The 23,789-nt window shown below is 35.4% G+C and carries 22 protein-coding genes; 20 read left to right on the top strand and 2 right to left on the bottom strand.

Annotated features, from left to right (window positions below; genetic code table 11):
- Positions 1-121: 121 nt before the first annotated feature.
- The 17 genes from AC4BC4_RS11315 (at position 122) to AC4BC4_RS11235 (ending at position 16,745) form a co-directional block, all read left to right on the top strand.
- Positions 122-1,312 carry a phosphoglycerate kinase gene (locus AC4BC4_RS11315; RefSeq protein WP_490475765.1) on the top strand — a complete coding sequence of 397 codons (1,191 nt, stop codon included), beginning with the start codon at positions 122-124 and terminating at the stop codon, positions 1,310-1,312.
- Positions 1,313-1,392: 80 nt separating this feature from the next.
- A complete protein-coding gene (gene tpiA / locus AC4BC4_RS11310) occupies positions 1,393-2,148 on the top strand; it encodes a triose-phosphate isomerase (protein WP_438756897.1) in 756 nt (251 codons plus the stop codon).
- A gap of 158 nt (positions 2,149-2,306) precedes the next feature.
- Complete coding sequence (gene eno, locus AC4BC4_RS11305) at positions 2,307-3,605, top strand: phosphopyruvate hydratase (protein WP_438756896.1); 1,299 nt, start codon at positions 2,307-2,309, stop codon at positions 3,603-3,605.
- Between the two features lie 230 nt (positions 3,606-3,835).
- Positions 3,836-5,221, top strand: coding sequence for an aldehyde dehydrogenase family protein (locus AC4BC4_RS11300; RefSeq protein ID WP_490475764.1), 1,386 nt, complete (start codon positions 3,836-3,838; stop codon positions 5,219-5,221).
- A 432-nt stretch (positions 5,222-5,653) separates the two neighbouring features.
- Entirely contained in the window at positions 5,654-6,361 is a 708-nt protein-coding gene (locus AC4BC4_RS11295) for a DUF975 family protein (RefSeq protein ID WP_438756894.1), read from the top strand.
- 190 nt (positions 6,362-6,551) lie between these two features.
- Positions 6,552-7,511 carry a DUF4822 domain-containing protein gene (locus AC4BC4_RS11290; RefSeq protein WP_490475763.1) on the top strand — a complete coding sequence of 320 codons (960 nt, stop codon included), beginning with the start codon at positions 6,552-6,554 and terminating at the stop codon, positions 7,509-7,511.
- 79 nt (positions 7,512-7,590) lie between these two features.
- Complete coding sequence (locus AC4BC4_RS11285; RefSeq protein WP_490475762.1) at positions 7,591-9,066, top strand: sensor histidine kinase; 1,476 nt, start codon at positions 7,591-7,593, stop codon at positions 9,064-9,066.
- Entirely contained in the window at positions 9,067-9,768 is a 702-nt protein-coding gene (locus AC4BC4_RS11280; RefSeq protein WP_490475761.1) for a response regulator transcription factor, read from the top strand.
- A gap of 23 nt (positions 9,769-9,791) precedes the next feature.
- Positions 9,792-10,835: a hypothetical protein gene (locus tag AC4BC4_RS11275; protein WP_490475760.1), complete on the top strand. Its 1,044-nt coding sequence runs from the start codon at positions 9,792-9,794 to the stop codon at positions 10,833-10,835.
- A gap of 718 nt (positions 10,836-11,553) precedes the next feature.
- Complete coding sequence (locus AC4BC4_RS11270) at positions 11,554-11,787, top strand: hypothetical protein (protein WP_438756888.1); 234 nt, start codon at positions 11,554-11,556, stop codon at positions 11,785-11,787.
- Positions 11,788-11,800: 13 nt separating this feature from the next.
- Positions 11,801-13,000, top strand: coding sequence for an MFS transporter (locus tag AC4BC4_RS11265; RefSeq protein WP_490475759.1), 1,200 nt, complete (start codon positions 11,801-11,803; stop codon positions 12,998-13,000).
- A gap of 98 nt (positions 13,001-13,098) precedes the next feature.
- Positions 13,099-14,265, top strand: coding sequence for an amidohydrolase (locus tag AC4BC4_RS11260; protein ID WP_490475758.1), 1,167 nt, complete (start codon positions 13,099-13,101; stop codon positions 14,263-14,265).
- Between the two features lie 226 nt (positions 14,266-14,491).
- Positions 14,492-14,857, top strand: coding sequence for a DUF2200 domain-containing protein (locus AC4BC4_RS11255; RefSeq protein ID WP_438756885.1), 366 nt, complete (start codon positions 14,492-14,494; stop codon positions 14,855-14,857).
- Positions 14,858-15,277: 420 nt separating this feature from the next.
- Complete coding sequence (locus AC4BC4_RS11250) at positions 15,278-15,517, top strand: helix-turn-helix transcriptional regulator (protein ID WP_438756884.1); 240 nt, start codon at positions 15,278-15,280, stop codon at positions 15,515-15,517.
- Between the two features lie 559 nt (positions 15,518-16,076).
- Positions 16,077-16,271: a hypothetical protein gene (locus AC4BC4_RS11245; RefSeq protein WP_438756883.1), complete on the top strand. Its 195-nt coding sequence runs from the start codon at positions 16,077-16,079 to the stop codon at positions 16,269-16,271.
- An 8-nt stretch (positions 16,272-16,279) separates the two neighbouring features.
- On the top strand, positions 16,280-16,495 hold the full coding sequence (locus tag AC4BC4_RS11240; RefSeq protein WP_438756882.1) for a hypothetical protein: 216 nt from the start codon (positions 16,280-16,282) through the stop codon (positions 16,493-16,495).
- Positions 16,482-16,745, top strand: a complete 264-nt coding sequence (locus AC4BC4_RS11235) for a hypothetical protein (protein WP_490475757.1) — start codon at positions 16,482-16,484, stop codon at positions 16,743-16,745. The genes AC4BC4_RS11240 and AC4BC4_RS11235 overlap by 14 nt, the downstream gene beginning before the upstream one ends.
- Positions 16,746-16,904: 159 nt before the next feature.
- On the opposite strand, the gene AC4BC4_RS11230 is transcribed toward AC4BC4_RS11235, so the two are convergent.
- Together AC4BC4_RS11230 and AC4BC4_RS11225 are read right to left on the bottom strand one after the other, a co-directional pair.
- The gene (locus tag AC4BC4_RS11230; protein WP_490477372.1) at positions 16,905-17,267 is read right to left on the bottom strand and encodes a hypothetical protein; all 363 of its coding nucleotides are present in this window, start codon (positions 17,265-17,267) and stop codon (positions 16,905-16,907) included.
- A 64-nt stretch (positions 17,268-17,331) separates the two neighbouring features.
- Positions 17,332-19,668, bottom strand: a complete 2,337-nt coding sequence (locus tag AC4BC4_RS11225) for a helix-turn-helix domain-containing protein (RefSeq protein ID WP_490475756.1) — start codon at positions 19,666-19,668, stop codon at positions 17,332-17,334.
- A gap of 189 nt (positions 19,669-19,857) precedes the next feature.
- Between AC4BC4_RS11225 and AC4BC4_RS11220 the strand changes: the two genes are divergently transcribed.
- The 3 genes from AC4BC4_RS11220 to AC4BC4_RS11210 are packed head-to-tail and all read left to right on the top strand — an operon-like array spanning position 19,858 to position 23,614.
- Entirely contained in the window at positions 19,858-21,054 is a 1,197-nt protein-coding gene (locus AC4BC4_RS11220) for a M20 family metallopeptidase (RefSeq protein WP_490475755.1), read from the top strand.
- 2 nt (positions 21,055-21,056) lie between these two features.
- The gene (locus tag AC4BC4_RS11215) at positions 21,057-22,454 is read left to right on the top strand and encodes an MFS transporter (protein WP_490475754.1); all 1,398 of its coding nucleotides are present in this window, start codon (positions 21,057-21,059) and stop codon (positions 22,452-22,454) included.
- Between the two features lie 14 nt (positions 22,455-22,468).
- On the top strand, positions 22,469-23,614 hold the full coding sequence (locus AC4BC4_RS11210; RefSeq protein ID WP_490475753.1) for an ArgE/DapE family deacylase: 1,146 nt from the start codon (positions 22,469-22,471) through the stop codon (positions 23,612-23,614).
- Positions 23,615-23,789: the final 175 nt, after the last annotated feature.

The raw sequence follows: 23,789 nt of genomic DNA, 5'->3' as shown, positions 1-23,789 counted from the left end.
CTTATCATTAGTGAAATTTGAACAACTGTGAAATAATAAGCGGGGAAGCAACGCGCTTCTCCGTTTTTATTATTTTGTTTAAAAATACCTAAAAACTTTTTATAGATAGGAGTACTCCATAATGGCTAAAAAGACAATCAAAGATGTAGAGTTAAAAGATAAAAAAGTACTTGTCCGTGTTGACTTTAACGTGCCTTTGAAAGATGGTGTGATCACAAACGATAACCGTATCGTAGCGGCACTTCCAACAATCAAATACGTAATCGAAAACGGTGGAAAAGCGATTTTATTTTCTCACTTAGGTCGTGTGAAAACAGAAGAAGATAAAGAAGGCAAATCATTAAAACCAGTTGCTGAGCGTTTAGGTGAATTATTGGGCAAACCAGTAACTTTCGTTCCCGAAACTCGTGGTACTGAATTAGAAACAGCTGTCAACAACATGAAAGACGGCGACGTTTTAGTGTTTGAAAACACTCGTTTTGAAGATATCAATGGTAAAAAAGAAAGCGGAAATGACGCTGAATTAGGTAAATACTGGGCTTCTTTAGGCGATGTATTTGTTAATGATGCTTTTGGTACAGCGCACCGTGCGCATGCGTCTAACGTAGGAATCGCGTCAACGGGTATTCCAACAGTTGCTGGATTCTTAATGGATAAAGAAATCAAATTCGTTGGTGAAGCTGTTACTGCACCAAAACGTCCATTCGTTGCTATCTTAGGTGGCGCAAAAGTTTCTGATAAAATCGGCGTTATCGAAAACTTGATTTCTAAAGCAGATAAAATCCTTATCGGTGGCGGAATGACGTATACTTTCTATAAAGCTAAAGGTATGAACATTGGTAAATCTTTAGTAGAAGAAGACAAAGTTGAATTAGCAAAAGAATTGATCGAAAAAGCGGGCGACAAATTAATCTTGCCAATCGATTCGATCACAGCGGCTGATTTCTCAAACGATGTACCAACAGAAGAACATACTGGTGATGTTCCTGATGGCCAAATGGGTCTTGACATTGGACCTGAAACAATTGCTTTATTCGCTCAAGCATTAGAAGGCGCAAAAACAGTTGTTTGGAACGGACCAATGGGCGTATTCGAAATGAGTAACTTTGCTAATGGTACAATCGGTGTTTGTGAAGCAATCGCAAACTTACAAGATGCAACAACGATCATCGGTGGTGGTGATTCAGCTGCAGCGGCAATTCAATTAGGTTTTGCTGACAAATTCACTCACATCTCAACTGGTGGGGGCGCAAGCTTAGAATTGTTAGAAGGTAAAGAATTACCTGGATTAGCAGCAATTAACGATAAATAAAAAGTTTTCTTTTTGAACACTGTGATCGATATATACCATAAATCGATATATACCATAATAAGAAAAGGATGTGCTTTTCCATGCGTAAACCAATCATCGCTGGTAACTGGAAAATGAACAAAACTTTAGCAGAAGCGCAAAGCTTTGCTGAGGCAGTAAAAAATGCTATTCCGTCAAAAGATGTTGTTGATTCAGTAATCGGATCTCCAGCGTTATTCTTAGCACCACTTGCTTGGAGTCTTAAAGATTCTGAAGTACAATTATCTGCACAAAACTGCTACTGGGAAAACTCAGGCGCTTTCACTGGCGAAAACTCACCAGCTGCTATTGCAGACTTGGGCATTCAATATGTGATCATTGGTCATTCTGAACGTCGTGAGTATTTCCACGAAACAGATGAAGATATCAACAAAAAAGCGAAAGCTATTTTTGCAAACAACATGACACCGATCTTTTGTTGTGGTGAATCTTTAGAAACTTACGAAGCTGGTAAAACTGCCGAGTGGATCGAAGGTCAAATCACAAATGGTTTAGTTGGTTTATCAAATGAGCAAGTATCTTCAATGGTTATTGCTTATGAACCAATCTGGGCAATCGGAACTGGTAAATCTGCTGATGCAAACATTGCAGATGAAATCTGTGGCGTTGTTCGTGCAACAGTTGAAAAATTATACGGTAAAGAAGTATCAGAAGCTGTACGTATCCAATACGGCGGTTCTGTAAAACCTGAAAATATTGCTGAATATATGGCAAAAGAAAACGTTGATGGTGCTTTAGTCGGCGGAGCGAGCCTTGAAGCAGACTCATTCTTAGCTTTGTTAGATGCGGTTAAATAATCACGGCTTATAACAATATACGCAATTAATCAAAGATTTATTGAATAATCTATGAATTATGCAAAAAATGTTTGCATAGCTCGCGTTTATTCACTACAATCATAATTAAGGGAATCGAATCCCCTTAGTATAAAACAAACTCAAAGGAGAGACAAAACATGTCAATTATTACTGATGTTTACGCACGCGAAGTCTTAGACTCACGCGGTAACCCAACAATCGAAGTAGAAGTATACACTGAAAGCGGTGCTTTTGGTCGTGGAATGGTTCCATCTGGAGCTTCGACTGGTGAATACGAAGCAGTTGAATTACGTGATGGCGACAAATCTCGTTACTTAGGTAAAGGGGTTGTTAAAGCAGTTGACAACGTTAATAACATCATCGCTGAAGCAATCATTGGCTACGATGTACGTGACCAAATGGCTATTGATAAAGCAATGATCGATTTAGATGGAACTCCTAACAAAGGTAAATTAGGCGCAAACGCTATTCTTGGTGTTTCGATCGCTGTAGCTCGCGCTGCTGCTGATTACCTAGAAATTCCTTTATACCACTACTTAGGCGGATTCAATACGAAAGTATTACCAACTCCAATGATGAACATCATCAATGGTGGATCTCATGCTGATAACAGTATCGACTTCCAAGAATTCATGATCATGCCTGTAGGCGCTCCTACATTCAAAGAAGCATTACGTTATGGTGCTGAAGTATTCCACGCATTAGCTGGAATCTTAAAAGCTCGTGGCTTAGCTACTTCTGTAGGTGACGAAGGTGGATTTGCTCCTAACCTTGGTTCAAACGAAGAAGGTTTTGAAGTAATCATCGAAGCAATCGAAAAAGCTGGTTATGTACCTGGTAAAGATATCGTTCTTGCTATGGATGCTGCTTCTTCTGAATTCTACGACAAAGAAAAAGGTGTTTACGTTTTAGCTGATTCAGGCGAAGGCGAAAAAACAACTGAAGAAATGATCGCATTCTACGAAGAATTATGTGCGAAATACCCAATCATCTCAATCGAAGATGGATTAGATGAAAATGACTGGGATGGCTTCAAAAAATTAACGGTTGCTTTAGGCGACAAAGTTCAATTAGTTGGTGACGATTTATTCGTTACAAACACAACTAAATTAGCTGAAGGGATTGAAAAAGGCATCGCGAACTCAATCCTTATCAAAGTGAACCAAATCGGTACTTTAACTGAAACATTCGAAGCAATCGAAATGGCTAAAGAAGCTGGTTATACAGCAGTTGTATCTCACCGTTCAGGTGAAACAGAAGATTCAACAATCTCTGATATCGCTGTTGCAACAAACGCTGGCCAAATCAAAACTGGTTCTTTGTCACGTACTGACCGTATTGCTAAATACAACCAATTATTACGTATCGAAGACCAATTAGGCGAAGTTGCTGAATACAAAGGCTTGAAATCTTTCTACAACTTAAAAAATAAATAATTTTCGTTGATTATAAAGTAAAAAGGGACAACTGATTCTTGGATCTTTTCTCCTTATGCTCATACGTAAAGCCTCCTTTTACATTCGTAAGAGGAGGTTTTTTTACATATTCAATAACCGAAATGGATTATAAAAAGAGCTGCTAATTAGCAGCTAAAAAAGTGGAAACAGGTTCTATTATCAAAAATAAAAAATCGGTGTTATACTAAAAAAAACGAGGAGGGTGCAACATGAACCAATCAGATCTCCAGACTATCATGAAAAAACAACACGATTTTTTTAACACAAACCAAACAAAATCAATTCCGTTTAGAAAAGAACAATTGGAACAACTGTTGGTAAACATAAAGAAACACGAAGAGGATTTCTACTGGGCTTTTGAAAAAGATCTAAAAAAACCTAAAGCAGAAGTTTATGCAACAGAGCTAGGACTCGTTCTCTCAGCAATAAAAGACATGCTTAAGAATCTTGATAAATGGACCAAACCAGTAAATAAACCAAGAGCTGTCTCGTCTTTATTAAATAAAAATACTGTATTTTTAGAACCTTATGGAACAGTCTATATTATTGGACCCTTTAATTATCCTCTTCAATTGACCTTAGTTCCTTTGATTGGAGCATTAGCATCTGGCAATTGTGCAATAGTAAAACCGTCATCAAAAACACCGAATGTAGCTGCTGTGATCGGTGCGATCATTGGAGAAACATTTGATGAAGAATATGTCAAAGTTCTTTCACCTAATTCAATCGACAATGCTTCTGTTTTAAAAGAACGTATGGATTTTATCTTTTTTACAGGAAGCACTAAAGTTGGAAAAATCGTCATGGAAGCAGCGGCGCAACACTTAACACCTATCGTCCTGGAACTCGGTGGTAAAAGCCCGGCAATTGTGACGGAACAAGCAGATATAGAGTTAGCTGCTGAACGAATTATGTGGAGTAAGTTGCTGAATACAGGACAAACATGCATTGCAACAGATTACGTGTTGGTAGATGAAAAAGTCAAAGAGCAATTAATTATCGCATTAAAAGAAAAAATCATTGAATTTTATGGGGAAAACATTCAATCCAATCCCGATTATGGTCGTATTGTTCAAGGATCAGCTATTGAGAAGTTTATTCAATTGATCGATGAAAATGCTCATTATTTGATTCACGGGGGCGAGTTTGACCAGAAAACACGATTTGTCGCACCTAGTTTATTTGATATTGGCTTAAGTCGTGAAAATAGTTTGATGCAAGAAGAATTATTTGGGCCGCTTTTACCGATTTGTACCTATCGAGCGTTAGATGAGGCGATTCAATTTGTTAAAGACGGTGAAAAACCTTTAGCGTTATATTTATTCTCAGATGATCGAGACGTGCAAAAACAGATTTTACATGAAGTTTCTTTTGGCGGTGGTGGAATCAATCAAACAATTCTTCATGTAGCAAATGATGATCTGCCTTTTGGTGGAGTAGGTGCCTCTGGGATGGGCAATTATCATGGAAGATACAGTATTGAAACATTCTCTCACAAAAAATCAATTGTTTACGGTCGAAAAGATACCATGGGAAAATTGATTTATCCGCCTTATGACCAGAAAAAATTCGATTGGTTAAAGCGCTTATTATAAAAAAATGTAATAGATCAAGAATAAACAAGACAAAATAGAAGCTGGAATAGAGGTCTTTAACTCTCGAAAAATAAGCGGAAATTGACAAAATTATTCTTCAAATATTTTGAATCTCAGCTTATTTTCACAGTTAAAGATAACTTACCTCGCTATCTTTAAACGGAGGATCAATTTTTGTCTCATTTGATCTTTTCGCCAAATCTCATCGGATAATGTTCTTTCAATTAATATATCTCAATCTTAAATGGACCTCTTGCTTACTAGTGTAACCTTATCTTTAATAAAGTTGTGGATAAAAAGTGGAAACTATTTAAATAAAATGAAAATATGTAGAGTGTTATATGATAAAAAAACACTTTAGACGCATATGTTTTTTTCAAATACAATTTATTTGTTATAATAAGTTTATTAAAGTGAAAGGAGGAAATTTTTATGAAAACAAGAGCTGAATTGAAAAATGAGGCAAAAGGAGTACTTCGTGGTCGTTGGAAAGATAGTATATTGATGAGTTTGGTACCAACATTAGTCTCAATTGCAATCGGACTGCTTTTATTTTTCTTATTAGTAATACCCACGATTACCTTTGTTCAAAATAATTCAGATTTATTAAACAGCACTGCAAATTACGACGGAAACTCTGGAGGTAGCGGCGGTAGTTTTATCGGTGGTATCATAGGTGCCTTGTTTAGTGCAGGGATCTCTTGGACATTTCTTGACCTTATAAGAGGAAAAAGACAAAATATTCGTCCATTTTCTGATGCGTTTAGAGGGTTCGGAGGACCAGTAGTATTAGGTGTGATATGCATTTATTTATTAATGGCTATTTTCATTTTCTTATGGTCATTACTATTAGTTATCCCAGGAATTATTAAGGGTTATTCTTATTCACAAGCCTATTTTATCTACTATGATCGCTATGAAGAAACAGATATGCGACCAGGTTTTCTAGAGTGTATAACTCGTAGTAAGCACATGATGAAAGGATATAAAGGCCAATTATTTATATTAGACTTAAGCTTTATTGGCTGGCATATCTTAGCAATTTTAACAGCTGGTATTGGTTATCTATGGTTAACACCTTATATTACAGCAACAAAAGCCGCTTTTTATGAAAACTTACCAAAAACAACGACAGTTTAAAACGAAAAGTTGGGATGTAACTCTAAGAGTTATATCTCAACTTTTTTCTTGTTCTTTCAAGCAAATCTGTTTTACAAAAATTTATTTATAATTTGTTTATTTTCTTGTTAGAACCTGTTTAGAACTCCTCTATATACTAAAGATAAGCAATAGGAAGTTGCAGTCGATTATATGAGGAGGAATAAAGATAATGAAAAATAAAAAAATCATCATAGGTATTTCAAGTTTAATAGTATTACTAGCAGGTTGTAATGCAGGAGCAAAAGAATCAAATGATTCGAAAGACAGTAGTCAACAACAAACGGAACAAACAAAAAAATCCAATAATGATAACAAAGGAGAGCAACTGACAAAGATTTTAGGTGAAACAAATTGGCAAGGAACAAAAGTATATGATAAAGATAATAATGATTTAACGAAAGAAAATGCGAATTTTATTGGGTTAGCAAAATATGATGGAAACACTGGACGTTATGAATTTTTCGATGCACAAACTGGAGAAAGTCGTGATGATCGTGGGACGTTTTTTATCACTAATGATGGAACGAAAAGAATTCTAATTTCAGAAACACTGGATTACCAAGCAGTTGTAGAACTTACTGAACTCACAGACAAAAAATTTACGTACACTAGAAAAGGAAAAGACAAAGCTGGAAATGAAGTAGATGTATTTGTGGAACATATCCCTTATAATGAAGAAGAACTAATTTTTACAGAGCAAGAAAAACCACTTAATGCAACAACTGGAAAAATTGAAACAACAGAAAATGGTACTAAAATTTTAGGTGAAACATTGTGGAATGGGACAAAAGTTTTGGATGAAGAGGGCAATGATGTAACAGAAAGTAATGCGAATTTCATTAGTTTAGCTAAATTTGATGCAGATACAAGTAAATATGAATTTTTCAATTTAGATACTGGGGTTAGTCGTGGTGACTTCGGTTACTTTGATGTTTTGAATCATAATAAAATTCGAGCACATGTCTCTATCGGTGAAAATAAATATGGAGCTGCACTTGAACTTACTGAGTTGAACGATAAAAAATTTACTTACAAACGAATGGGTAAAGATCAAGCTGGCAATGATATTACTGTTTTCGTTGAGCATGAACCTTATTCTGGAGAATATGATCCAACTTTTAGTTTCTAAGAACATTTTCACTTATCATGTGGCTGTTTGAGCGGATAGCAACAGTCGTAATACCATAAATAATGTAAAGGAGATAATTATGACAATAAAAAAACGATTTCTTATTTCATATATTGGTGGTATTGCGATTGCTTGTGTATCCTTATTTTCAATCATCTGCATTGTTTTTTATGTAACAACAGGAAAAATCCCTACACCAGCGACAGTCTATAAAACATTTACACAACAACGGTCATTGAGTCCAGAAGAAGAACTTGCGTATATCAAATTACGAGGAATAGCCAAATCAGATCCTGAACAGTTGCTGAAACCAAGCGGGGAACTAAAGGAAACGATTCGGAAATTTGAAACTGAATCACTAGGTGTCGTTGTCCGTAAGCAAGAAGCAATAGATTATTACTCGCAAGAATTGGTTGAAAGATCATTGATTGTTCATTTTCCCAAATTTGATGCGAATAATATTGAAACGAGAGGAACAATTGATAATGATGGACGTTTATATCGTTATATGAAATTCGACTTTTATTTTGAGGACCAAGTACCTGGTAGTCTTTTAGTGCTAAAAAAAGAGAACAATTTCTTGGAATTTATGACTAAATGGGGTGTTTGGGTGATTGGTGTGATTGTTCTGGTTACGATTGGTGGATTACTGTTTTTGAACCACCTATTAAGAAAAACGATCATTCATCCTTTGGAAAACCTTGGGGCAGGAATGGCGGAAATTCGGAATGGTCATTTGGATGCTTCAATGGGAGCTCCAGCAAAGCCGACAGCATCTGAGGTGAAGCAACTAACAGATGATTTTGAAAAAATGCGGGAATCCTTGATTCATTCAACTGAAGAACAAGAGAAGCTTGAAAATAACCGAAAAGAACTAGTAGCTAGCATTTCCCATGACTTAAAAACACCGATCACATCGATCATCGGTTATGTGGAAGGGTTGCTAGACGGTGTCGCTGATACTCCTGAAAAACAAGCGAAATATTTGCAAACGATCCATACAAAAGCCATTTCATTGAATGAATTGATCGAAGAATTATTTCTTTATTCTAAATTAGATGCTGAAGCAATTCCTTTTCACTTTGAGAAAATTAATATCAATGAGTTTTTACAACATATTATCGAAGAATTCCAGTTACAAGAGAATCAAGTTTCTTTAAAATTAGTTAATCATCAGGAAATAGCAAGTTATGTCTTGGCTGATCGAATGCAGTTGAATCGAGTATTTATTAACTTGATTGAAAATAGCTTGAAGTTCAAATCTAGCAATCGGACACTGTCAATCCAAGTAGATGTTTTTGAAACTGCTCAAAATACAGTGATTCAGTTCTCAGATAATGGACAAGGTATTTCAAAAGAACAACTACCTTACGTATTTGATCATTTTTACAGAGGTGAAGAAGCTAGACCAACAAATACAGGCGGTAGTGGATTAGGTCTTGCTATTGTTAAACAAATCATTGACATGCATGAAGGCGAAGTCAAAATTGAAAGTGAACTAAACCATGGTACGACCGTAACGATTTTATTAAAAAAACTTGAGGAGGACAGCTAAATGTCAAATGAAGTCTCACGCATTTTATTGATCGAAGATGATGCAAGTATTGCTGAATTACAAAAGGATTACTTAGAAATCAATCATATGGCGGCAGAAATTGAAAGTGATGGACTGGCTGGTCTGAATCGAGCACTTAATGAAGCATTTGATTTAATTGTGGTCGATATCATGTTGCCATCAATGGATGGTTTTGAAATTTGTCGTCGAATTAGAGAAAAGAAAAATATTCCTTTGATGATCGTTTCAGCTAAAAAAGAAGATATTGATAAAGTTAGAGGATTGGGTCTTGGGGCAGATGATTATATGACTAAACCTTTTAGTCCAAGCGAACTTGTGGCTAGGGTCCAAGCTCATATTAAACGTTATCAACTATTGACCAAAACAAAACAAGTCAATGATACGGTGGAAAGTGGTCAGATCATGATTGATAAAAATTCTCGCAGAGTTTTTGTCTTAGGAGAAGAGCTTATTTTTACCACAAAAGAATTTGATTTGCTGCTCTTTTTTATGGAACACCCAAATCGAGTTTGGATGAAAGAACAGTTATTTCGCCAAGTTTGGGATATGGATGATCTGGATAGCGATATTTATACAGTCGTCGTACATATTGGACGAATTAGAGAGAAACTAAAAAGAGGAAAATTATCTGAAATTCCTATAGAGACTATTTGGGGCAGCGGTTATCGTTTTAATGCCTAATACGTTATTAAAGGAGAAAACGCATGAAACACACACATAAACTTGCAGCAGTCTTCTTGTTTGCAGTTTTCGGATTAGCAGCTTGTAAATCTGATCAAACTAAAGTGGCAGAAAAAACCAGTCAATCATCTGAACCAGCTTTTTTTACGCCTGCTTCATCAGTTGAGGTTGAACCAAGTGAAGAAGAGCAAAAAGCTGCAAATGATTTGACCTTTGAAAACACATCGTACAATTATGATGTTGTAACAGGCGCAACCCAAACGACATTTGGCTCCAATCCAAAACCTCTGTATCCTTATGAAGAAAAATTAAAGAAAATGTTCTGGTCAAATCAGCCGCCATTAGGCTTGATGAAGGGTAATTATTATACAAATGATGGGTATTTTGATGTTGGAAATAAAGGAATCGTAGAGATTGTTACGGATGATACGAGTAAAATCATCAATGTTGAATTTAATGAATATGGTGCTGAAAATTATTACGAATCTAAATACTCAGGGGCCAACAAACGACTTTCTGATTACGCCTTCTTCCAAGCTCAAAATCCTAGAACAGATACTACATTAGTAACGGTCGTTAATGGTATCACCTTTGTTGAAAATCAAATGCGGGAAGAAAATCGAGTTGAAGGGAATTTTGAAACCGTCAGAGGCTCATCAACATCCGCTAGACAAGGGTTAATGGCGATAGCTGCTGAACTAAAAGATGAAATCAGACAACCCTCTAAAACAAAATATATCGGTTATGCTGAAGACTTTGGCGATGGCTTGTTTGGCAGACTTCAGCTAACGGTAACAGATGGAAAAATCGATAGTGCCCGTTATGATGAATATTTTGCGGACCAACCAGAAAAAATTACTGCAGAGCAGCTAAAACAATACTATCGTCAATCAAAATATTTTTCTTTGACCTATAATGAAGCGACAAATAATGATTTTGTTACATTTTCTGATGCCTTAACCAAGGAAATCGTCGATAAGCAAGGATTGACAATTGAAAACAGCGAATTGACAAAACATCCTTCATTTGCTTCTTATCAGAAATTAGCCGAGCAGATCGATCTTTAATGAAGTCATGTGATTGAAATGGTCGTTGTTGGTGTGGTTTATGTGATGGGCAATATAAAAGGCATTGAAGAAATAAGATAAAGAGAGGCTAAGACAGAAGCGCTTATTCGAAGTCTATAAGGCTAGGATATAACTCGTAGAGTTATGTCCAGCCTCTTTTTACTTGATTTTGAAGGCATACTTATACCAGAAAATTATTCGTAGTAGGGATAGATTCAATCTTCAAAGATAAACGGTCAACTTTTTCACCCAAAGTTATATGCAAATTCTATCAACCAATCAGCAATCGAAAGCAACTCAACGTGATGTTCAATTTTACGATCCTAGCTGACTTTCTCTATTCATAGTCAAAAAGGCTAAAATCACTGATCTTAGTGCATTGGTAAAATCAATACAGAAAAAACAAGGAAATTTTGAATTATTTATTAATATTTTATAAAAGAGAAAAGGGTAGAGCACAAAAAAAGTAGACAACTTCTAAGGTCAAAGTGATATAATAAATCAAAAGGAGTAACGTCCACAAAAATTTATAAGGGCTTTGGTAGCCAAAAGATTATTGACCCAATCTATCGACAAAGCAAGCAAGACAGAGAAGCTTAGAAACATAGGCGAAATTGTAGTGATTTTGTTCACAATGTTGACTAGCTGACTGTTACTGGTTATATTGCTTTGGCTACTGGATATTGTTATAAATCAAGAATGAAAGAAGGTATTTTTGATGGATAGAACAGTAAATATTATGGTTTCTCTGATTTTACTTGCTTATCCAGTTTTATCGATTCCTTCAATTTTGAAATCAAAACGAGAAAAAGGCAACTATTTTTCTGAGTCTCGCATGTTTATTCCTAAACGTGTTGGTTATGGGATCGGTCTGAATATGCATAATTGTTTTGGTTTTTTCACCTTATTTTTTATTGGTTTGCTATTTTTAATTTTAGGTATATTTTTTTAAACTAGGAGGATTTATGGAAAGAAAAGAGAAGAAAAAAACGTGGTTATTGTTGATCGCCTTGTTTTTAGGCTATACCATGGTGTACGTTGATAAGATTTCAATTGGGTACTCACTTATCCCAATCTCAACTGAATTTGGTTTGGATCCATCTGCAAAAGGAATGATCATGAGTGCTTTTTTCCTTGGATATGCGATTATGCAGATTCCAATGGGATTAGTCATTAATAAAGTAGGATCACGTATTGTCTTGATTGGGTCGGTTCTGGGGATAGGGATTTTTTCCTTCTTATTTGGTTTTGGGACCTCACTAATCATGTTTGTATCACTGCGCTTTTTAACTGGATTTTTAGCTCATTCAGGTTTTGCTTCATCAGCTAGTAAGGAAGTTACGATGAACATTCCGCAAGAAAAGCGAACATTTGCACAAGGAATTTTGATTTCATCTTCAGGAGTTGCAAGTTTTATTGGACCTTTAGCACTATCACCAATTATTACGAATGCTGGATGGAAAAATGCGTATCTTATTTTAACTATATTAGCTGTTGTAATTGCTATTTTTTTGATTATCGCTATTCCTAGAAGTGAAAAGAAGGAAGAAAAAATTGAAGCGATCATAACAAAAACGGATAAGATTTCTATTTTTGTTATTTGGTCCGATGTACGGGTTTGGATTTTATTTTCTAGTTCATTTTTCATTAACTATTTATTATATGGACTTTCAAGTTGGACACCGAGCTTTCTGATAGCAGAACATGGATTAGATTTAAATAGTGCTGCCATTATAAATAGCGTGGGCGGATTATTTATGTTGATCGGTTCGATTGGCGGCAGCTACATTGTGGGAAGATATTTCCAGAATAAAGAAAAAGTAGTTGTGGCAATTACAGCTGTTTTAGGAGCGATTTCCGCTTTTAGTTTTTATTATATTGGTAATCTTGTTTTACTAGCAATTGTTATGGGTTTTGCGAATTTCTTTTTAGTTATTTCGTTTGTGACGTTGATGAGTATTCCTTTGCGTATTTTTGAAGGAGCAAAATTTGCCCCGAGTTATGGTACGCTAGCTACAGGAGGAATTCTTGGTGGATTTGTTTCTCCCATGCTTATCGGAAAATTAGTTGAGATGTCAAACGGTCAGTATATTTCGACGTTTATTTTCTTTTTAGTTGCAGGATTATTAACTGCTATAACAATTATGTTTATTAAACCAAAATAAAAGATCTGTTTGCATGGGTGAACACGACTCTTATAGATTGCATCAATTCCTATAAGTAAAGGTCTCCATAGCGCTTTTAAAAATAAGGAGGAATCATAATGACAACGATTCAAGAACAAATGCCTCAAACGGATATGATCAAATGGAGAAGACACTTACATCGTTATCCAGAATTATCATTTCACGAAGTAGAAACAGCGAAATATATTCAAAAAGTTTTAGCTGAATTTTCTAATCTACAAGTCAGTTCATTGACAGAAAATAGCGTTATCGCAATTTTGAAAGGCAACAAACCTGGCAAAACGATTGCATTGAGAGCAGATATTGATGCACTACCAATCATGGAAGAAGCCAATGTGGCATTTCAATCTGAAAATCCTGGCGTAATGCACGCGTGTGGTCATGATACACATACGGCAATGCTTTTAGGTGCTGTTAAAGTGTTAAGCACCATGCAGGATAAAATTGCGGGAACAGTAAAATTTATATTCCAACCTGCTGAAGAAGTGCCACCAGGTGGGGCAAAATTGTTAGTTGAAGCAGGTGTGATGGAAGATGTAGATATGGTTTTTGGGTTACATATCGCCCCAAATATTCCAGTTGGAATGATCGGAACTAGAAAAGGAGCTGTTAGTGCGGCTTCAGATGTCTTTACGTTGAAGATAAAAGGCAAAGGCTCTCATGGCTCAACACCAGATTTATCTATTGATCCGATTATGATCGGTGTAGAAATCATCAATAATCTAAATAATATTGTTTCAAGAAATATTAGCCCTTTTGACAATGCTGTGATTTCAATTGGAGAGTTTAATGCAGGAAAAACAGCTAATGTGATTCCTGATACAGCACAAATAAAAGGAACCGTTCGTACGAATGATAAAGAAGTTCGTCTATTTATAAAAAAACGTATTGAAGATATCATCGATGGGATTTGCAAAATGTATGATGCTAGCTATGAATTAGATTATTTATTTGGTTATAGCGAAGTGAATAATGATAGTCGTGCGACAGATATTGTAATAGCCGCAGCAGAAAAAGTTGTCGGGAAAAACGAAATGTTTGAAGCACCTAAAATGATGGGCGGAGAAGATTTTTCTGCCTACACAGATGTGCGACCAGGATCCTTCTTTATTTTAGGTGGTGGAACTGCAGCACAAGAGTGCGGGTATATGAATCATCATCCAAAATTTAAAATCATGGAAGACTGTTTTCCAGTAGGTGCTGGGATGCATGTACAGCTTATTTTAGATATCTTAGGAGAATAATTAGCAGAAAAAGGGTGTGAAACAAAAGGGAAATTTACTTTTGTTTCACACCCTAAATACGAATAAAAGATGGAAACAGAAACAACGCTGTCTTATTTATACGACTTTAAATACTTCTAACTCATCCTATTTTAAATAGGCTGAAAAAAAAGTAAGGCAATAAAGTTCAAGAAATGTTGAAATAAAGATATAATAATGGAATACAATAAAAATAATTAATAAAGGGATGAGAAAAATAGAAGCGAAAAAACCTAGAATTTTTACAATGTCTTTTGCTAGTGTCTATCCACTTTATATCAAGAAAGCAGAGAAAAAAGGGCGAACCAAAGAAGAAGTGGATGACATCATTTTTTGGCTAACAGGTTATGATGAAGCAACATTGCAAAAACAACTAGAGACTGAAGTCGATTTTCAAATATTTTTTGATGAAGCACCAGAGATAAATTCCAATGTTTCAATGATTAAAGGTGTGATCTGTGGTTATCGTGTAGAAGAAATAGAAGATAAGCTAATGCAAAAAATTCGGTATATGGATAAGTTGATCGATGAATTAGCCAAAGGAAAATCAATGGAGAAAATATTGAGAAAATAAGTAATAACAATAAATATTATTTTAAATAGCCTTATCATTTCAAGCTAGAAAGGATCTAGCGTACAGATTTGATAGGGCTATTTGTCTATTAAAATACCTTGATTTTTTTAAGATAAATTTTCGTAAGGTTAAAAAAAAACAACAAATAATCTTAAAAAAGTGATAATAACTTGAGAGACGTAACATCAGAATTGCTTTTTAAATTAGTCTTAATATGTAATATTTAAGATAACGAAGACATGGAGGACAAACATGAAGGAATATTTTTTTTACGGTTATCAAGTAAATAGCTTCTTTGATGAAGGAAGTTTCTCGGGAAATCAAACAGAGTTAGGAATAAATGGAATTGTTACGTAACTTTTTGTGGACACTTATAGAAAATTTTTACATAAATACGTTTTGAAGGTAGGAAGATAATTTATGGAGATTGGAAAATTATTAAAAATCCGCAGAGAACAAAAAAATTTAACACAACAGCAAGTCGCTGCAAAGTTTCATGTGACGAGACAAACAGTGTCACGTTGGGAAAATGACAAGTCATATCCTAATATTGATACATTAGTTGAACTAAGTTTCTTTTTTGATTTTTCTCTTGATGAAATTTTAAAAGGAGATGACCTGATGATTGAGGTAGAAAGTCAACGAGAGGATGAAGAATAGACTAGTTGATGAACCAGTGACTTTAAACGTGAGAAAGAATGAACAGGAATAATTTATCAAGGAGGTTGGGTAAATCACAAGAAAAACGTATCCGTGCTATTTAAACGATCACTAGTTGACAAATAAAAAATGCTTATGATACTCGAATTGGAGATTCAGCCTATGGAGAGCATAAACAGGCCGATGAGTAGGGATTATCAGCAATTGTCCACTGATAAATTAGAGTTTGCAGGTTAGATGATTCCATCTAATTTGTAGGCTCTTTTTATTTCAGAACCATATATTCAGTATAGCCAAAAAGAAAATTATATGAATATAGAAAAAATAAAAAAACTGTATAAATGGCAATGAACTTGAAATCAGGTAAGCTATTTATTTAGTGGAAAATAAATTTATTGCGTATTTAAATGCAGAAAAGGAGTTAATTAAACAATGAAAAATCGAAAATATCTAGAAAAAAAGCAGAATTTTACTAAAATAGTAATTTTCCACTCTTTTTTTATAATTTAGTTAATTATATGATTGTATTTTATAACTAAAAGTATAACAAAGTTTCTAAATGACTAAAATCAGTACAGATAAAGGGGTTGTAAATGATCTTACGAATCAATTTATCGATAGTCTATCAGAAGTTACATTTTTACCCGAAAAATCATTTTCTTTCTCTCAAAGTTCTGCCGTTTCTGGATTAATGAAACGACGTATCTGGTACAGGAGATTGTTCGTTTACATCAAAGACAAAGAGAAGTCTTAAATGAAATCTTGTATTACAGCAAAGCAACACATGCCGAACGTTCAGCAACGATCAACTTAGAAAATTTAGAACAAGAACATCATTCAGTCATGCGTCATTTCGAAGACGGGCAAGAGGCGTTACATACATTAAGAAAATCAGAACAAACGAAGCAAGATCAAATAGAAGGTGACCTGCTCATGCTGCAACGAAAAGAAAAAGAGGGACAAGATGCCGAAATTTGATTATAGTGAATGGACTGAATTATCAAGTGAAATAACGCCCAAATCAGGTGTTCCAGGTGACGTACAAGTCAAAGAGTACGAAAAAATACAAGATTTTGATTTTCATATAGTATATTCTGTTGGGAAATATATCTATGATCCACGATATAATAATTTGCCAATACTAGAAAATGATTATTTTAATATATTAGAGAGCTTGAATCCATCTGGCATCAGTAAAAAAATTCAACAGGTAAGAAGGAGAAAATAAAAAGTGAACAATGAAAGAATAATTGCAGATTACCTTAAAGATAATTTTTCTATGGGACAATTAAAGTATAAAATGTATTTTTCAGACGATAGATATTATAAAAGTGAAAACTATAAAACAGGAAACTTATTTTACAATAAAGAAATACATGAATTTATTTCAACACCTTGCTACCGTAAAATTTCGTTTCACTGATACGTGAATTCCAGTATTCCTAGTCCATGCTTTTTTGAATCTTGCCACTCTTCGCTTTTGTACAAAGGCTTCGAACAGGGCAATCTGAAAAGCCTTCACTTTTACATCGGTTTTTCTAAATGTTTGAAACGTCAATTGACAAAAATCGCTGAATTTTTGCTTTATTCCAAAGACTTTGTACCCAAATTGATCACAAGTAAAAGCTAAGAATTCTAATCCTTGCTCACGATATTTTTTATATAACGCTTCTAACCCTTCATACTTGAGGGGAAAACCGTAACTTGTCGCTTTATTTACGATTAGAAGTACTTCCCCCGATTCTCTAATTACCTGTTTAGATTAAATACTAGCCAGTAAAGGGCTTTTCGCCAATGAAACGACCATTACTTGATTACAAAATTGGTGTCAACTCCAACAGCACGATGCCGTTTGTATCTAGCGTCACGTAATAATTAAACGTCTCATCGATTTGCGTATCAAAGACTTTGATTTTTGGTCGAGTGCTACCTACAATATATTCTTGTGTCTCTAGATCAAGTGCTTCAGCATTATGAAAATTTTCGTATTTGTAAAATAGTGCACCATTATGACGGTTAAAGTCAATTTGTTTGATTTGATAATGGGCTGATTTTATGGCCGCTAATTCAATTTCAAATGTCACTGCCTGACTTTCAAGAAAAGCTTCCTCCGAAGAAAGATGTGGATCAAAATAATTCGTATTAAACAACAGTAACTGATACTTCCCGTCAACATAGGTCAACAGATATTCTTCACCTTGCGACAGAACCTTACCATTCATTCTTCTAGCCAACCACAAACAAAAATAAACCGGTCTTTTCCCACTATAAAAATGAAATAGTTCCAACCCATCATTTTTTAGAGCGCGTTCTTGTGTTTGTTTTTCATACAACTCAATATTCAACCAGAATCCGAAGCCAGATACTAATGTATCCAGCATAAAAAGGTCTTTTAAGATAATCGCTCCCCTAAAGAATGTCCCATTACTATTTCTTGTCATCCCAGTCAAGGTGTTCCATTCAGTAAGGTAAAGTGGCAATTTGATTTCGTATTCTTTTAGAATATGCTTGATATGAAAAGTTTTATTCAGTACATATTGATGATAATTTTTTAAATCTGGAAAGGTACTATCTAAATTTTGAAACACATAATTAGGCTCGGCAGAAAATGACAAAAAATCACACTTTGATGCAATCGTCTCGCAAAAAAAACGCGTTTGTTTTAGATCCTTTTGCTCAAAGAATGGGTCAGGCAGAGGAATTTCTGCGCCTACAGCTATTTTAGGAGAAATCTCAAATAGGCTTTTTTTCACTTCTAGAAATTCTGGATAATATTCTGTAAGATTTTGACCTTTAAATAAGCAATTGACTTTCCATTGCTCAGTCATTTTTGTCCCAAACTTATTTTGAACATGTCGAAAAAATTTACAAAAGATATCTTTCACATTTACACTTAGCTGGTTAAATTCTACAAGAGACAATTGAAAAAAAATATTCAGCTGGGCGCTTTCTAAAAAGGTCAGAATATAGTCCCACTGTTCAAATGCGGGAAATGAATTCATTCCAGCTTCTTGGTGAATCTGAACCATTAAAGGAATTTGTGTGAATAGAGATTGGATACTAATATACTTGATTCCAATTTGTTTTTTTAGATCCAGAATTTCACTTTGGACTTTTTTAGAGGCTAAAGCTTCCCATGAACCTACATGAATGATCACGTCTTTTTTTAAATAATCGGCTGCAGATGGGTCCGTTTTAATATGGAGTTGTTTGGTCTGTAGCGATAATTCTGAAGAGTGAGATTCCTCTAATCCCGTTTGAATGTAGCTGTATAAGGGAACCAAGATTTCTTTGATTTGAAGCTCTGTTGTCTGAACGTCGTGTTTGATTTTTTGTGGTGCCTTGGTTTGTTCTAAGTGAGATGAGCGATAATGGGTCGGCGAATCGTTAAAGACTTTTTTAAAGTGTTGACGATACGTTTTACTATTGTTAAACCCGCTATCTAAAGCAATTTGTTCAATACTTTTTTTTGTATAGAGCAACTCTGACAAACTATGCTTCACACAAACTGTCCGTACATAATGAGAAAAGTACTCTCCAGTTTCCTTTTTAAAAAACTTTGATAAAGAGGATTCTGACATAAAAAAATATTCCGCTGCATCAGATAGTAAAATACTTTCGGAGTAATGTTCTTCGATATAGTCCAAAATCTCTCTTAATTTTTGATTATCTGAAGGATGGTACTCTGCGACTTCTTCTTTTTGAAAATGATGAACCAAAGACAAAATAATCTGAGTTAAAAATAAAGTGATCTTGAGTCTTTTTGAAGGTTCATCGCTAAATTCAACCAAACATAACTCTGCAACTTGCTTTCTTAAAGCTGCGATCGCAGGCATTTTCCCATGCTCTTTTTGGATCGGTGTACAGTCAAAGCGAGTATAGAAAAAAGCAGGAAATTGAGTCGCAAAGAAAACACTATTAATTCTCAATTCCAAATAAGTACAAATTTGTTCTAGATTGCTATCTAAGAGAACCCGATCTCCTATATTGATTACAAATACTTCTCCTTCACTGACCTGATCAGTTGTTTCTTCTATAGTAATAAACAAACTTCCTTTCAAGACGATCAAAATGGTCGTTTCTTTACAATGCATCTCTTGTTCTGTCTGCAGTTGTTGATAATTCATCTGATAATTTTCATTTACAATCATTTACTTACCTCTTTTAGTTATTTGTATCTTATTTTACCACTTAAATGAGAAAAAATCGTTTGAATACTGATCTTTTATTTTCCAATCTGACTATTCTAAAAAGGAATTTCTGAAATTTGGAAATTCCTAGCATTGTGAAGTTTTTAATTAAGCATAGAATATGAATTGTATTTGAAAGGAGAAAATCAAATGGACGATTTACGTACACAACTATTCAAACTGCTGCAACAAAAAGAAGCTGAATTAATCAAGATTCGCCAGCATTTTCATGAAAACCCAGAATTATCTTTTCATGAGACAGAAACAGCAAAATACATCGCTGATTTTTACGCTGGCAAAGATTGTGCTGTTCAAACAAAGGTGGGCGGTGGTAATGGTCTTTTAGTTGATATTCAAGGAGGTAAGAAAGGACCGTTCCTAGCAATTCGAGCTGATTTCGATGCGTTGCCGATCCAAGAGGATACTGGACTGCCTTTTGCTTCAAAAATACCAAATGTCATGCATGCTTGCGGACACGATGGGCATACCGCCTATATGATGATTTTGGCGGATTGTCTGATTGAACTAAAAGAGCAATTAGCAGGAACGATTCGTGTGATCCACCAACCAGCCGAAGAAGTACCACCAGGTGGTGCTAAAGGAATGATCGAAGCTGGTTGTTTGGACGGCGTGGATCATGTTTTAGGGATTCACGTGATGAGTTTGATGACGGTCGGCGATGTTCTTTATCATTCAGGACCTGTTCACACTGGGCGAGCAACCTTTAAAATAGTGATGCACGGAAAAGGCGGACATGGTTCAACACCGCAAGATGCAAATGATACGATCGTAGCAGCTTCTCAATTTGTCACAGCTGTTCAAACAATCGTCAGTCGCAGAATCAATCCTTTTGATACTGCAACAGTCACGATCGGTTCATTTGACGGCAAAGGTTCAGCCAATGTCATCAAAGATTCTGTTACGCTAGAAGGCGATGTACGGATTATGAAAGAAGAAACTCGCACCATCGTGGAAAAAGAATTCAAACAAATTCTAGACGGCATCTGCCAAACATTTGGCATCAGCTATGAACTTGACTATGCCAATGATTATCCAGTCTGTGTCAACGATGCTAAAACGACTGAAATGGTTGTGAAAGCATTGACCGAAGCACAAATCCCAGAAGTGAAGCAATTAATCGAAAGTGGGCCACAAACTCCTTCTGAAGATTTTGCTTATTATGCAAAAGAACGACCAAGTTGTTTCTTTTTTGTTGGTGCTCATAAAGAAGGAACACCGATGTATCCACATCATCATCCAAAGTTTTATATCGATGAAGATTGTTTATTGATAGCTGCAAAATCAATGGGTGCAGCTGTTTTACACTATTTATCTGAAGGAGTTTAATCATGAAAGCAACAACACATACAGCTGAGGCTGTCACATATAAAGGGACAAATAAATTACTGATAGGGATCGTTTTAAGCGTATTGACTTATTGGCTGTTTGCTCAATCTTTACTGAATATGGCGCCAGCCGTACAAAGTGACTTAGGTGTTTCTTCTGGCGTTTTAAACATAGGAATCTCCATGACTGGTTTATTCTCTGGTATTTTTATCGTCGTAGCCGGCGGTTTAGCGGATAAATTAGGCAGAATGAAATTAACATATATTGGACTTATTTTAAGTGTTATCGGTTCAGTTGCTTTAGTGATTGCACACGGACCCATTTTATTTATCGGCGGTCGGATTTTACAAGGACTGTCAGCCGCTTGTATTATGCCTGCAACGATGGCTTTAGTCAAAACGTATTATGAAGGAAAAGATCGTCAACGTGCGCTAAGTTATTGGTCGATCGGTTCTTGGGGCGGCTCTGGTTTATGTTCGTTCTTTGGCGGAGCGATTGCTAGTTCATTAGGCTGGCGTTATGTTTTTATTTTTTCGATTATTATTTCGATTTGTAGTGCGTTATTGATTTTTGGTACCCCAGAAAGTAAGGTCACTAGCAACAGTAATAGTAAATTCGACTCAATTGGGTTGCTTTTATTTATCGTTTCAATGGTTGCTTTAAACGTTGCTGTTTCTAAAGGATCTGAATTAGGATGGACAAGTCCGATCGTGCTTATTTTAGTTGTGATCGTTGTCTTAGGGCTGATCGCTTTTTATAAAATGGAACAAGCAATCGATAATAGTTTTGTTGATTTTTCTTTATTTGAAAACCGGGGCTATCTTGGCGCAACGATTTCTAATTTCTTGTTGAATGCTATTGCTGGCACGTTGATTGTGATTAACACCTATGTTCAACAAGGACGGGGCCTTTCTTCCGCTAAAACAGGGATGTTATCGATCGGTTACTTGTGTCTGGTTTTGGTTACAATTCGGATCGGTGAAAAATTATTGCAAACGATCGGCGCGAAAAAACCAATGTTATGGGGAGCGATCCTTTCTGGCATAGGGATTGGGTTGATGGCTTTAACGATGGTTACAGGGAATTCCTATTTCATTTTAGTTTTTATTGGCTATAGTTTATTTGGAATGGGACTTGGTATATATGCGACGCCATCAACAGATACGGCAATTTCCAGTGTCCCAAATGAAAAAGCTGGAGTAGCTTCAGGAATTTATAAAATGGCCAGCTCTCTTGGCGGAGCGTTAGGAGTCGCGATTTCTGCTGCTGTTTACAATGGCTTTAGTGCTGGTGGTAATTATACACAAGGAGCTACATTTGGCTTACTAACAAATATTCTTTTCTGTGTTTTAGCCTTAGGTTCAATCGTATTTATTATTCCAAAAGAAAAACAAGTATAAGGAGAGAGATTACCATGGATAATCAAAAAGCATTACAATTATTAAAAGAAGTCGTTCAAATCAAAAGTATTTTAGGCAAAGAAAAATTAGTTGCAGATAAATTACAAAGTCTTTTTGAACAGTATGATATTCCCTGTGAACAAGTAGAATATAGCGAGGGACGAAATCAATTAGTTGCAACACTAAAAGGCAATGAAGCAGGCCCTGTCTTAGGTTTTTCTGGGCATATGGATGTGGTTCCTGTAGGTGAAATTCCTTGGGATGAAGATCCCTTTGAAGCGATTGAAAAAGAGGGGTTACTTTACGGTCGCGGTACATGTGATATGAAATCAGGCTTGATTGCAGCAGTTGTTGCGATGATTCGTTTAAAAGAAGCTGGTTCAAACTTTAAAGGCACGATCAAACTTTTAGCTACGGTTGGAGAAGAAACTAGTGCGATCGGTTCTGGTCAATTAGTCGATAAAGGCTATGCAGATGATTTAGACGCATTAGTAATCGGTGAACCTACAGATGTGGAGATCGGTGTGGCTCACAAAGGCGCTTTATGGCCTCGCATCACGACTTATGGGAAAACAGCTCATGGTTCAATGCCTGATCAAGGAGTCAATGCGATCGAGCATATGCTTTTAGTTTTGAATGCCTTTAAAGAAACGTTTGATTTCTCTCAATCTGTGGACGAATTAGTGGGTAGTTCGACTTCCAGCTTGGATATTATCAACGGCGGTAATGGAACCAACGTTGTGCCCGATAAATGTACAGTAGAAATCGATATTCGAACGATCAAAGCACAAAATCATTCTGAATTAAAACAACAATTTAAAGAAATGCTGGATAAATTAACAACGACCGTTCCAAATTTTAAAGCAGAGATCGAGTTTATCAATGATTTACCTTCTATGAAAACTGAACTTGACGATCCATTCACTGTATTGACCCAAAAAATTGTTTCTGATGTTACTGGTAAAACAGCAAATACGTTTGGCATGACTGGTTATACTGATGGTTCACAATTTGAGCGCGTAAAAAAAGAATTCCCTATTTTGATCCTAGGACCTGGTGAAACAAAATATGCTCATCAGCCAAATGAATTCGTAAACATCAATGACTTTTACCAAATGATCACGATCAATGAAAATATTGCAAAAGAATTTTTGAATTAAACAATAGTCAAAAAGATGGCTTTGGTCATCTAATGTTGGTGAATGATTATCCAAAGAATCAAATCAGTTATTGTGGAGCTTGGGACATATGTCCCAAGCTGTTTTTGTGTAAAAGTAGAGTATAGTTAAATTTTACAAAATCGACTGCGGATTTAAAGCTATTTCTATCGTAAAT

Source organism: Enterococcus sp. AMC1086, assembly GCF_058216575.1.
Note: the sequence above shows the minus strand (reverse complement) of the source record. Positions and strands in the feature narration are given on the sequence as shown.

What these genes read in the sequence shown, in the direction of transcription:
- AC4BC4_RS11295 (WP_438756894.1), top strand. Translation starts at nt 5,654, where the DNA reads ATGAAAACAAGAGCTGAATTGAAAAATGAGGCAAAAGGAGTACTTCGT.
- eno (WP_438756896.1), top strand. Translation starts at nt 2,307, where the DNA reads ATGTCAATTATTACTGATGTTTACGCACGCGAAGTCTTAGACTCACGC.
- AC4BC4_RS11235 (WP_490475757.1), top strand. Translation starts at nt 16,482, where the DNA reads ATGCCGAAATTTGATTATAGTGAATGGACTGAATTATCAAGTGAAATA.
- AC4BC4_RS11225 (WP_490475756.1), bottom strand. Translation starts at nt 19,668, where the DNA reads ATGATTGTAAATGAAAATTATCAGATGAATTATCAACAACTGCAGACA.
- AC4BC4_RS11265 (WP_490475759.1), top strand. Translation starts at nt 11,801, where the DNA reads ATGGAAAGAAAAGAGAAGAAAAAAACGTGGTTATTGTTGATCGCCTTG.
- AC4BC4_RS11270 (WP_438756888.1), top strand. Translation starts at nt 11,554, where the DNA reads ATGGATAGAACAGTAAATATTATGGTTTCTCTGATTTTACTTGCTTAT.
- AC4BC4_RS11275 (WP_490475760.1), top strand. Translation starts at nt 9,792, where the DNA reads ATGAAACACACACATAAACTTGCAGCAGTCTTCTTGTTTGCAGTTTTC.
- AC4BC4_RS11250 (WP_438756884.1), top strand. Translation starts at nt 15,278, where the DNA reads ATGGAGATTGGAAAATTATTAAAAATCCGCAGAGAACAAAAAAATTTA.
- AC4BC4_RS11260 (WP_490475758.1), top strand. Translation starts at nt 13,099, where the DNA reads ATGACAACGATTCAAGAACAAATGCCTCAAACGGATATGATCAAATGG.
- AC4BC4_RS11220 (WP_490475755.1), top strand. Translation starts at nt 19,858, where the DNA reads ATGGACGATTTACGTACACAACTATTCAAACTGCTGCAACAAAAAGAA.
- AC4BC4_RS11210 (WP_490475753.1), top strand. Translation starts at nt 22,469, where the DNA reads ATGGATAATCAAAAAGCATTACAATTATTAAAAGAAGTCGTTCAAATC.
- AC4BC4_RS11280 (WP_490475761.1), top strand. Translation starts at nt 9,067, where the DNA reads ATGTCAAATGAAGTCTCACGCATTTTATTGATCGAAGATGATGCAAGT.
- AC4BC4_RS11290 (WP_490475763.1), top strand. Translation starts at nt 6,552, where the DNA reads ATGAAAAATAAAAAAATCATCATAGGTATTTCAAGTTTAATAGTATTA.
- tpiA (WP_438756897.1), top strand. Translation starts at nt 1,393, where the DNA reads ATGCGTAAACCAATCATCGCTGGTAACTGGAAAATGAACAAAACTTTA.
- AC4BC4_RS11215 (WP_490475754.1), top strand. Translation starts at nt 21,057, where the DNA reads ATGAAAGCAACAACACATACAGCTGAGGCTGTCACATATAAAGGGACA.
- AC4BC4_RS11315 (WP_490475765.1), top strand. Translation starts at nt 122, where the DNA reads ATGGCTAAAAAGACAATCAAAGATGTAGAGTTAAAAGATAAAAAAGTA.
- AC4BC4_RS11300 (WP_490475764.1), top strand. Translation starts at nt 3,836, where the DNA reads ATGAACCAATCAGATCTCCAGACTATCATGAAAAAACAACACGATTTT.
- AC4BC4_RS11255 (WP_438756885.1), top strand. Translation starts at nt 14,492, where the DNA reads ATGAGAAAAATAGAAGCGAAAAAACCTAGAATTTTTACAATGTCTTTT.
- AC4BC4_RS11285 (WP_490475762.1), top strand. Translation starts at nt 7,591, where the DNA reads ATGACAATAAAAAAACGATTTCTTATTTCATATATTGGTGGTATTGCG.
- AC4BC4_RS11245 (WP_438756883.1), top strand. Translation starts at nt 16,077, where the DNA reads ATGACTAAAATCAGTACAGATAAAGGGGTTGTAAATGATCTTACGAAT.